We start from the raw sequence: 10750 nt of genomic DNA on the forward strand, positions 1-10750 counted from the left end.
CTGCAGATGCTGAACCAGAAAATCACGCTGGATGGCGACGTCGCACTGGTCCGTAACCACTTCTCGGCTCAAGCCGTAAACAGCGGTGTGGAAGTTCCGACAGAGATCGAAAACTTCCAGATCTGGCAAAAACAGAAAGGCCAATGGCTGCTGATCGGCCGTCAGGCATTCAAGTTCTAATCCAGTCCCAGCCGACCTGTCGGCGTTGGTGATCCTCAATCGCCACGCCGACAAGCCCCTGCCCGCCAGCAAAGGCGACCCGATAATCAGCCACAGGCAGCTATCGGCCGGATAGCGGACTTACATCCTTTAAAACGCTCTGGTTTGAAACGTTCATGGTCTGTTCCCCCAGTCAGTCGGATGGCTTGTTTCGAGAAAGACGCGCCGTGTCGGCTCAGGCTTTGCGCTTGACTGAAATCGAAGAGGCGGTGGAAATCAGCAGATCGGCGTAGCGTCGCATATCCCGCTCTGCGACCCAGCGCGAACGCGATACTGCCACGTTGACCGCTCCAATCCCGCGCCCTGCCCCGTCCAGGATGGCTGCGGCAGTAGAAACATCACCGTAGAAGAATTGGTCCTCCACGTGGGCAAAACGTTGCTGGCGGACCTGCTCCACGCTTGCCCAGATCTGCGCACGGTCGGTGATGGTCGCCGGGGTGTGTTGGACGAAATGACTCCGGTCGAAGATATCGTTGACTTCGTCATCCGGGTAGGTAGCGAGCAGCGCCAAGCCGGGCGCGGTGCACCAAGCGGGCAGGCGCGTACCGACAATGACGTTGGCATTGAAGACGTGACGACTGACGATACGCTGGACGAAGACGATGTCTGTGTTGTCCATTACGGTGAGGTTGGTCGCTTCTTCGGTCTCCGCGCTCAGTTGCTGCAGATAGGGCGCAGCGCGGTTAACCAACTCGCTGGAGCTGAGGTAGTGGAAAGTGAAATCGAGCAGCTTGGGGGACAACTCGTATTTCTTGCCATGATCCTTGTTCAAATAACCCAGGGTAGCGAGCGTATAAGTGAAGCGTTGCGCTGCGCTGAGGTCCATGCCGGTCAGCCCGGCAATTTCCGATAACGACAATTGCCGCTGGCTGCCATCGAAGGCCATGAGTACTTTCATGGCCTTCTCCACGGATTGCACGTACAGCGAGGAAGCGGTGGGGTCAGTTACCGTTTTTTTGGGCAAGCGGGGGTTAGCCATGGATACGTTACATCGCGGTGTGAAATAGTGGGTTTGCACGACATAGTCTATCGCTATTCACTGAATACCTGTCACTTGGCGCGAATTCATGACAACTCCTTGAGGTTCTCGCGTGGGCTTGTCGCTATGGGTGATGTCCCTGCGCGTCCCACGCATCTTCGATGGTTCGCGGCAGCAGGTGTTTCTTGATCCGCTCGCTGGGAGTCATCTCGAAACTGTCGATTCGCTGGTAGTAACGCGGTCGCTGGTAAGACGCCAATCGCTGGCCCGCCCATTGAACGACGGCAGGCCAATCAGCTACCGCGTTATCCTCGAACCGGACATAAAGCAGGATCTCCTGCTCGCCAATCGTCGATTGCACGCCTACGGCGGCACAGGCATGTACCGCAGGATGACTGCTGAAAACGCGCTCCACTTCCCATGCAGAGACGTTCTCGCCGCGTACTCGCATGCTGTCGGTGCGTCGTCCGACGAAAAACAAATCGCCGTCGGCATCGAAGCGGGCGATATCGCCGGTGTGTAACCGTCCATTGCGCATCGTCTGTGCGGTGGCCGTGGGGTTATCCAGATAGCCGGGTAAAAAAACCCCTTCGACGGGACTGGACAAAACGATCTCGCCCAACTGCCCAACAGCTACCGGCTTATCCTCTGCGTCCAGCAGTTCGACGGTCAACCAGGGCAAAGCCTTGCCCACCGAGCCCGGTTTATTGTTTGTGTTGAGGGTGGCGAAACTGGCGCATTCGGTCATCCCATAGCATTCGCGCAATCGGCAGCCGAAACGTTTTTCTATATCTGCCCAGTTATTCAGTGACACCCCTGCCCCCCACAGCGTGCGCAGACTATGACGCATTGGCCAGATGGCGGGATCCTGTTGCATGAGAATATCGAGCACCCCGCCCAGATAATGCAATTGCGTCGCCCCGACCGCTTCACATTGGGCCCAGAAACGGCTCGCGGAGAAACGTTGCACCACATTCAATTGCACATCAGCCAGAAATGGCAGCAACAACATCTGGGCGCCACCGATATGGCACAAGGGTTCCCATAGCAGTAAACGATCGCCCGCCTGCACATCGGCCACCAACAGCACGGCCTCGCCAGCGATGCGCATCATGCGATGGGTGAAAATCACGCCCTTGGGCGCCCCGGTCGTGCCCGAGGTATAGATTAGGCAAAGCGCGGCATCGCTGGCACTGTCGACCCATTGCAGAGAAGCATCCACGTAAGCCTGGGCGGCATGGTGTAACGCCTCTATCGACCGGTATGGCAGAGCGCCTGCCACACCTTGTCGCAGCAGCGGCTCAAACTCGTCGTCAGCCACCACCAACGCGGGTCTGGCATGTTCGAACGGGTAATCCAGACCCGGGCCGCGCAGCCGGGTATTGATCGGAATCCACACCAGCCCGGACAGGATCAACGCGTAGATCAGCACAATCTGCTCGTCGCTGTTGCCTAGCATCACCGCCACCCTTTGCCCGGGTTTCAGCCCCTGCGCGGCCAACACAGCTTGCAGTGCCGCAACCCGCGCGCGCAGTTCGGCAGTTTGCAGCGAACGTCCTTCGAAGGTGATGCGCACTTTGCTGTCATCGTTCATCAGGCCGGCGTGAATCAGCGGCGCGGCTGTCAATTGGTCATTCGCCATGCGCTGCGGAAAATATTCGCTAGGAAAGTTATGCATTGTTCAGGAGCCTTGGCGTTTGGAAAGAGAGCGTCGCGCGACCCATTGGGCAACCACAACGAACAACACGATGAAGCCCAGCAACGTGGTGGAAACCGCGGCCAGCGTCGGTGTGAGCGCCAACTGAATGCTGTCCCACATTTGCTTGGGCAACGTGGTGTTGATACCGCCACTGACAAAGATGGCGACAGTCAGATCATCGAACGAGGTAATGAACGCCAGCAGGAACGCCGAAATCAGACTGCCCGCCATGAGCGGCAGGGTTACCGTGCGCAGCCGAGTGAAGGTGCCAGCCCCAAGGATGCGTGCGGCATCGTCCAGGCGCATGTCGTATTGCCGGAACGCTGCCGCCAGGGTCACCACCACATAGGGCAACGCCAGCACCGTATGCCCGAGAACCAGGCCCAGGTCTTTGCCGGCCAGACCCATCCGCGAGAACAGGTAAAGCAGTCCCAGCGCGATCACGATACGCGGCACGATAAGGGGCGCGATGAACAGCGCGAAAAGGCCTTTGCGCCAGCGTGCCGACATGCGGGTCATGGCCATGGTCGCGCCAAACCCGAGCACCAGTGCCAGCAACGCTGTCGCCAACCCGACGCCGAAGGAGCGCAACAAGGCCGCCTGCCACACCGTGGAGGTAAAAAACTCGGCGAACCATTTGAAGCTGTAGAGCTTGGGCGGGAAAGCAATGAATGGACTGGTGGTAAAGGCCAGGGGAATCACCACCAACACCGGCAAGATCAAGAGCAGAACCAACAACACACTGTAGCCGGGCAGCATCACCCCATCGCCGCTGCGCTGACGCCCGGAACCAAACCGCGAGCAGAAATGGCCGATGGCGAACAACAGGCGCAGACCCAGGCCTGACTGGCGGTCCTTGGGTGCCTCTCCTCCAAGAGAGGACAGCCCCGCGACCCGGTCGTAGATCACGAACACCAGCAACGAACAGATCAAAAGTACTACCGACAGTGCCCCGGCAAAGTGCATGTCGAACAGATCGAGCACCGAGGAGATCACCAACTGCGCAACCATCATTTCTCGCGGCGAGCCGAGCAGCGCAGGGACGATGAAGAAGCCCAGGCTGGTAATGAACACCAGCAGCGCGGCAGCGGCGATGCCCGGCGCCGACAATGGCAGGAAGATGGTGAAGAAGCTCATCGGGCCGCTGGCGCCGAGGGTTTGCGCGGCGGGTGCCAAGCGTTGATCGATGCTGCGCATGATCGGCAGCAGCGTGATGACGGCCAACGGTAGCATCGAGTGGACCATGCCGATCAGCACGCCGGACATTGCCGGCACCATCCCGGACGGATTGTCGATGAACTGCGCCACCATGGTGGTGACCAGTCCCTTGCGCGACAGCAACAGCATCCAGGCGTAAGTCTTGACCAGATAGCTGGTCCAGAACGGCAGCATGATCCAGATCATCCAGCGCTCGCGCCCCGAGGGCGATAGACGCGTCAAGAGATAAGTCACCGGATAGGCCAACAGCACCGAGAGTATTGCGGTGAGTGCCGAAATCCAGAAAGTGGCGCCCAGTACCCGGCCATACACCGGGGTCGAGGCGATGCGTTCGAAATTGCTCAGGCTCAGCTCGCCGCTGGTGTTCTGGAAACTGCCCATCAGCATTTCCGCTACCGGCAACAGAAAGAAGACCCCTAGGAACAGCAGTGCCGGGATCGCCGGCAACAGGCGTTTAGGCAGACTCATGGCTGCACCTGCGCAGGCAATAAGGTGGCACGGTGAGCGTCCCAGGCGATTCCGACGTCATCCCCGACACGAGGGTTGATATGGCGAGCGCACCGCACGCTGAACCGGGCACCCGAAGGCAGCCTGATCAAGGCCCGCGTATCGCTGCCCAGGAAAACGCATTCGTCCACACTGCCCACCAACAACCCGGCGCGTGGCTCGGTCAGGCGCGCCGCTTCCGGGCGCACCAGAACGAAGGCGTCGGTGCTGTCGACCTTGGCCGACACTTCATGCCCGACACAGCCGCTGAGTTCAAGCAGACGCCCTTCTACATGCAACTGAGTGGCGTTGGCGCGCTTGCCCTGCAGCACGTTGGAGTGACCGATGAACTCGGCGGCAAACAGACTGGCCGGACGATCGTAGAGTTCCTGCGGCGTTGCCAGCTGTTCGATGCGTGCCTTGTTCATCAGGCAAATGCGGTCAGACAGGGTCAGCGCTTCTTCCTGATCATGCGTGACATAGATGAAGGTGGCCCGCAGCTCCTTGTGCATGCGGCGAATTTCCAGCTGCATGTGCTCACGCAGGTTTTTGTCCAAGGCACCGAGGGGTTCGTCGAGCAGGATGACCGAAGGCCGATAAGCAAAGCAGCGTGCCAGGGCAATACGCTGCTGTTGCCCGCCGGACAGTTCGCTGGGATATCGATGGGCGAACTCATGCATGCGCACCATGTTCAGCGCATCGTCGACCGCGCTCTCGAGCTTGCGCTTCTCGTACTTGCGCATGCGCAGACCGTAAGCAACATTGTCGCGCACGCTCATGTGCGGAAACAGCGCATAGCTCTGAAACACCAGGCCGATGCCGCGTCTGGCCGGCGCGATGTGTGTGGCTTCCTGGCCGTCGATCAGCAATTGCCCGCTGCTCGGCGGCACCAGTCCCGAAATCATCTGCAGCAAGGTCGATTTGCCTGAGCCTGAAGGTCCCAGCAGGGTCAGAAACTCCCCTTCGCGCACCTGGATATCGGTGGGTTGCAGCGCGACGAACTGACCATAGGTCTTGCCAAGCCCACGTGTTTCAAGTTTTACGCTCATGCAACGACTCCCTTACGACAAGATCCAGGCGTTGAAACGTTCAGTCACCTGAGTACGGTTCGCTTCCCACCATTGAGGGCTGGGCAGGCGCATGTTTTTCAGGTTCTGCGGCGCCGTCGGTAGCAGCGCTGCCCGTTCAACGGGGATTTGCTCGAAGGACTTGCGATTGGTCGGACCGTAGGCCAGTTCATCGGTGAACGCGGCCTGGCGCTTCGCATCGGCACAAAAGCGCACGAATTGCCTGGCCATGTCAGCGCGAGGGGTGCCTTTCGGAATGGCCCACCCTTCGATCGAATACAACCCCTGGTTCCAGACGATCTGCACCGGAGCGCCATTTTCCAGCGCGGCCTGGGCGCGACCGTTCCAGATCGAAATCAGGTCCACTTCTCCACTCTGAATGGCTTGCATGGCTTGGGCCCCGGAGGTCCACCACAGATCGATGTGGGGCTTGATCTTGTCCAGACTTCTAAAGGCACGGTCGACGTCCAACGGATACAGCGCGTCCAGCTCTACGCCGTCTGCCAGCAACGCCTGTTCCAGGGTGTCCAGCGGACTACGGCGAAGGCAGCGGCGGCCCGGGAATTTCTCGACGTCCCAGAAATCCGCCCACGACTGCGGGGCATTGCTCAAAGTATCGGTGCGATACGCCAGAACGGTGGAGTACACGTCGACGCCCAGGAAATTCGGTGTGATGGCCTCGGGCAGCAAGTCCGGAAACTCCGCGCTGCTCAGACCGATAGGTTCGAGGAAACCGTGACTTTCCAGGTAGGGAATGTCCGCGGAAATTGTCAGGGTCGTGACATCCCATACGAAGTTGCGGGTCTTGACCATGGCCGAGAGCTGCGCGACCGGCTGCGCTTCGCGGGCGACGCTGATCACCTTGATGCCAGTGGCCTGTTCAAACGGGTCATAGAACGCCTTCCGGTAGGCGTTGGTGTATGGGCCACCGGGGTCGGAGACGATGATCTGGCGGTCGGAGGCGCGCACCACGTTCGGCAAGCTGCAGGCCAGCGCGAGGGTCATGCCTGCCTTGAGCAGATTTCGACGGTCAGGGCTTTCTGGGTTGCTCATGAGAGACTCCTGTGAAAAACGAAAGCATCGATAAAAGGCGAAGACATCGGCAGTTCACAAGGTCGTGGGGGTTGCCGGTGAGGGTACATTGCCGCCGCCGTGCGCATTGTTGTAGCCACCGGCCATGTAGGCCGGCGGCGAGTTTCAAGCTGTGCATCAGGCCTGCTTGGCCCGCTGTTGGAAAAACGCTTCCATCATGCGTGCTGGCTCACCGGAGTCGTACGCCTCTTTCTGCAAGCGGCGGCCGGCTTCAATCGAGTTCTTGAAGTCGGGATCGCTCATCTCGCGAAAGCGCTGCTTGTCCAGACGCATGGCGACCGGTGGCTTATTTGCCAATTCGTTGGCCACTTGCAGGGCTTTGGAGAACACTTCATCGGCCGGCACCATGTAGTGAATCAGGCCAATGCGATGGCACTCTTCGGCGTCCATCAGGCGTCCGGTCAAGGTCAGCTCGATGGTCCGCGACATCCCCAACATGCTGTTCATGATCCAGGGTCCGGTGGTACTTGGAATGCCGGAGTTGATCTCGGGTTGGCCCATGCGCACACCCGGATGACCGACCCGGATATCGCCCAGCAACGCGACCTGAAACGCAGATCCTGCGGCAGTACCGTTCAGCGCGATGACCAGTGGCTTGGACAGACCCCGCAGGGTGGCGTAGTAACGCTCCCATTCACCGACCCACTGCACCGCGCGCTCACCATCAAAGTCATGGGCCTCGGAGAGGTCTTGCCCCGCGGAAAAGGCACGATCCCCGGCGCCGGTCATGATCAGCGCCTTGATAGACGTGTCGGCGTCGTAAGCCAGTAAGGCATCAATGATTTCGTTACGCATGGCCGTGGTCCAGGCATTAAGGACTGCCGGACGATTGAGCGTGATAACTGCCACGGAACCTTGAGTTTCTAGCACAATGTTTGACATGGTTATCTCTATGCAATAATTAATGTCTAATTACAATATTAGTAAAATGATTTACCCGCAAGCAGAAAAATCGTGTTTGAAGCGGGTCGTCAGGAGTTGTTTTCATCGGGAACATTTCGCATAGCTGAAACGCTTTTCATGCGCGATTTTGCAATGCGTGGACGGCTGCGTTAGCGGCTCCGAAGGCGAGATCCGGATTGCTTTTCGCTTAGGCGCAGATGCCGACAGGCGCCGCTTCGGCCCCTGTGGTTGGACAAGGTGAAAAAGTGTCCAGATTTATTACCGGGATCCGCTGCAAGGCAGGACAGCCAGGACAGCTACATTGCCCTGCCCCTTCATCAACTGGACATTGCGCTCGGCCTCACGCTCAAGCCCGCGGTTGGGCTGAATCCGAGGGGGTAGCCGTGGATACAGGCCTCCGGCAATACCGATGCGTGGTAGGCCGGACGACCAGGTGCGGCAGGCTGAACGCCGCAACTGCCCCCATCCGGAACCCCCATCCCGACAACAAAAACGCCAGTAACCCTACCCTCGCCATCTGCCAAACCCTCAAAGCAACCGTTCAATGGCAGAATCTCTCTCTACTAGATCGGTTCTGGATATCACTATGCTTCGCGTATTTGAACGTCGACTCGACCCCTTCCCGCCCGATGAGGTACCGCCGCCACCCGAGGGGCTGGCGCGATTTCTCTGGGCCTGCACGCGGGGCGCCCGCGGCTATATCCTCGCGCTTGCGCTGCTCAGTGCCGGCGTGTCGATTTACGAAGCCTGGCTGTTTTCTTTCCTCGGGCAGGTCGTGGACCTGCTATCTGCCTGGCAGGTCGGCGGCGATGCGGCCGCGCAGGAAAGTCGCGTGCTGTGGGGCATCGGTATCGTATTGCTGACCAGCATCGGGCTGGTGGCATTGCGCACGATGGTGCAGCACCAGATATTGGCGATCAACCTGCCGTTGCGACTGCGCTGGGATTTCCACCGCCTGATGCTGCGACAAAGCCTTTCGTTCTTCTCCGATGAGTTCTCCGGCCGGGTCACCACCAAGGTGATGCAGACCGCATTGTCGGTGCGCGAGGTGCTGTTCACCGTCATCGAGATCGCACCCGGAATCGGGGTGTATTTCATCGCAATCATTGCGCTGGCGGGCGGCTTCGACCTGAAACTGATGCTGCCTTTCATTGCCTGGGTGGGACTGTTCGGGCTGGCCATGCTGTACTTCGTGCCACGTCTGGGGAAAGTCGGGCAGCAGCAGGCCAACGCGCGCTCATCGATGACCGGGCGTATTTCGGACGCCTACACCAACATCACCACGGTGAAGCTGTTCTCACATTCCAAACGTGAAGCGCACTTCGCGCGCGCTGCGATGGAGGACTTCAAGCAGACCGGTTTTCTGCAGATGCGCCTGGTAAGTCAATTCGAGATCGTCAATCAGGCGTTGGTGGTCGCGTTGATCATGGGCGCAGGCGGTTATGCCCTGTGGCTGTGGCATCAGGGCGAAGTCGGCACCGGCGCGGTGGCGGCGATTACCGCCATGGCGCTGCGTATCAACGGCATGTCGCATTGGATCATGTGGCAAATGACCTCGCTGTTCGAGAACATCGGCACCGTGCAGGACGGCATGGCCACCTTGACCCGTGGCCCGAAGGTGCAGGATGCGCCAGACGCGGGCGTACTGGTGACCACCGGCGGCGCAGTGACCTTCGATAATGTGAGCTTCAACTACAACGGCGAACGCCAAGTGCTCGATGGCCTGAACCTGACCATTCGACCGGGGGAAAAAATCGGGCTGGTGGGTCGCTCCGGCGCAGGTAAATCCACCCTCATCAACCTGTTGCTGCGCTTCTACGACGTGGACAGAGGTGAGATTCGCATCGACGGGCAGAATATCGCGCACGTCACGCAAGACAGCCTGCGCAGCGCCATTGGCATGGTCACGCAGGATACTTCCCTGCTGCACCGCTCCATTCGCGACAACATCGCCTATGGCCGCCCCGATGCGACCGATGCGCAAATCCGCAGCGCCGCGGCCAATGCGCAGGCCGATGGCTTCATCAGTCAACTCAGCGACCAGCAGGGCCACTCCGGTTACGACACCTTGGTGGGCGAGCGCGGCATCAAGCTTTCCGGAGGACAGCGCCAACGCGTCGCGATTGCCCGGGTGATGCTCAAGAACGCCCCGATTCTGTTACTTGACGAGGCCACGAGCGCGCTGGATTCGGAAGCCGAGGTGGCGATCCAGGAAAGTCTGGATGAAATGATGCAGGGCAAGACCGTGATTGCCATCGCCCATCGGCTGTCCACGATTGCGGCCATGGACCGGCTGATCGTCATGGATGACGGACGCATCATCGAACAAGGCACCCACGCCGAACTGCTCGGCAAAAACGGCACCTATGCGCGCCTGTGGCAACACCAGAGCGGCGGATTTCTGGGGGAGGATCAGGGCGTGGTCGAGGCTACGGAATAGGCATGAGCGTGGCGGCCTGGCTTTTGGCCAGTCAGGTCCCACGATGCCCTGTCACGCATATGCGAAGTGAGTCCTGACCTGACGTGCAGATGCGCATCCTCACTCTCTAGCCGTTGCCTGAATCCAGGACAATGCCCACGCAGGCGCGTCCTGCGGAGCCACAAGCCGCAGGAATCGCTCAATTGCGGCATATCCCACCGATGTCAGGCCAGGCAACCGGGATGGTTTCGTGAGCGCAGTTAAAAGCTAAGTCGGCCTTGATCTCGTTGAGCGATTTCAGCGAAGTCACGTTCCTTTCACCTCCCTTGCCGCATCCCGTCAGCAACAGGCAAGACAGCAGCAAAACACCGCACCTCATGCCAGCCTCCAAATCACGTTCGTGTCGTTCAACGTGATCTTTGTCGAGAACGGCCAGTTGCGGAATTTGTAGTGGCGCATCTGTTCAGTCGGGAATAGATCGCCCTTGTTGAAGTGGCGAACGATCGCTGCGCCGTTTGGCGTTGCCAGGTTCCAGCCCGCGCGCACTTGCCAATAGCCACTGACCGGGCAGGTTTTACCACTGCCGCAGTCAGGTGCTGATAAATGGGCCTGGCTAAATACGGGTGAGCCGGGTAGCGGCCTGCCAGTGGCCGGGTCAAGTTTCTTTT

General features: G+C 59.4%; 7 protein-coding genes and 2 pseudogenes. 2 read left to right on the forward strand and 7 right to left on the reverse strand.

The window, feature by feature from the left end; translation table 11 throughout:
• Window positions 1-180: pseudogene (locus ACRER8_RS02730) on the forward strand (nuclear transport factor 2 family protein); the annotation flags it as partial.
• A gap of 214 nt (window positions 181-394) precedes the next feature.
• On the opposite strand, the gene ACRER8_RS02735 reads toward ACRER8_RS02730, so the two are convergent.
• The 6 genes from ACRER8_RS02735 to ACRER8_RS02760 form a co-directional block, all read right to left on the reverse strand.
• Window positions 395-1198, reverse strand: coding sequence for an IclR family transcriptional regulator (locus ACRER8_RS02735; protein ID WP_431744829.1), 804 nt, complete (start codon window positions 1196-1198; stop codon window positions 395-397).
• Window positions 1199-1322: 124 nt separating this feature from the next.
• Window positions 1323-2876 carry an AMP-binding protein gene (locus tag ACRER8_RS02740; protein WP_431744830.1) on the reverse strand — a complete coding sequence of 518 codons (1554 nt, stop codon included), beginning with the start codon at window positions 2874-2876 and terminating at the stop codon, window positions 1323-1325.
• Window positions 2877-2879: 3 nt separating this feature from the next.
• Window positions 2880-4583 carry an ABC transporter permease subunit gene (locus ACRER8_RS02745; RefSeq protein ID WP_431744831.1) on the reverse strand — a complete coding sequence of 568 codons (1704 nt, stop codon included), beginning with the start codon at window positions 4581-4583 and terminating at the stop codon, window positions 2880-2882.
• Window positions 4580-5650, reverse strand: coding sequence for an ABC transporter ATP-binding protein (locus tag ACRER8_RS02750; protein WP_431744832.1), 1071 nt, complete (start codon window positions 5648-5650; stop codon window positions 4580-4582). Before ACRER8_RS02750 ends, ACRER8_RS02745 begins: the two co-directional genes overlap by 4 nt.
• 12 nt (window positions 5651-5662) lie before the next feature.
• Window positions 5663-6721 (reverse strand): ABC transporter substrate-binding protein, encoded by a 1059-nt coding sequence (locus ACRER8_RS02755; RefSeq protein WP_431744833.1) that lies wholly within the window; start codon window positions 6719-6721, stop codon window positions 5663-5665.
• A 156-nt stretch (window positions 6722-6877) separates the two neighbouring features.
• Window positions 6878-7642 carry an enoyl-CoA hydratase/isomerase family protein gene (locus ACRER8_RS02760; protein ID WP_431744834.1) on the reverse strand — a complete coding sequence of 255 codons (765 nt, stop codon included), beginning with the start codon at window positions 7640-7642 and terminating at the stop codon, window positions 6878-6880.
• A gap of 607 nt (window positions 7643-8249) precedes the next feature.
• Here ACRER8_RS02760 and ACRER8_RS02765 point away from each other — a divergent pair.
• Window positions 8250-10103 carry an ABC transporter ATP-binding protein gene (locus tag ACRER8_RS02765; RefSeq protein ID WP_431744835.1) on the forward strand — a complete coding sequence of 618 codons (1854 nt, stop codon included), beginning with the start codon at window positions 8250-8252 and terminating at the stop codon, window positions 10101-10103.
• A gap of 354 nt (window positions 10104-10457) precedes the next feature.
• Here ACRER8_RS02765 and ACRER8_RS02770 read toward each other — a convergent pair.
• Window positions 10458-10750: pseudogene (locus ACRER8_RS02770) on the reverse strand (SEL1-like repeat protein); the annotation flags it as partial.

The sequence above is a fragment of the Pseudomonas sp. genome (assembly GCF_050739935.1).
GTDB lineage: Bacteria > Pseudomonadota > Gammaproteobacteria > Pseudomonadales > Pseudomonadaceae > Aquipseudomonas.

Bases quoted from the DNA above. Each gene is read 5' to 3' on its own strand.
- ACRER8_RS02735 (WP_431744829.1), bottom strand. From the start codon at position 1,198: ATGGCTAACCCCCGCTTGCCCAAAAAAACGGTAACTGACCCCACCGCT.
- ACRER8_RS02745 (WP_431744831.1), bottom strand. From the start codon at position 4,583: ATGAGTCTGCCTAAACGCCTGTTGCCGGCGATCCCGGCACTGCTGTTC.
- ACRER8_RS02760 (WP_431744834.1), bottom strand. From the start codon at position 7,642: ATGTCAAACATTGTGCTAGAAACTCAAGGTTCCGTGGCAGTTATCACG.
- ACRER8_RS02750 (WP_431744832.1), bottom strand. From the start codon at position 5,650: ATGAGCGTAAAACTTGAAACACGTGGGCTTGGCAAGACCTATGGTCAG.
- ACRER8_RS02765 (WP_431744835.1), top strand. From the start codon at position 8,250: ATGCTTCGCGTATTTGAACGTCGACTCGACCCCTTCCCGCCCGATGAG.
- ACRER8_RS02740 (WP_431744830.1), bottom strand. From the start codon at position 2,876: ATGCATAACTTTCCTAGCGAATATTTTCCGCAGCGCATGGCGAATGAC.
- ACRER8_RS02755 (WP_431744833.1), bottom strand. From the start codon at position 6,721: ATGAGCAACCCAGAAAGCCCTGACCGTCGAAATCTGCTCAAGGCAGGC.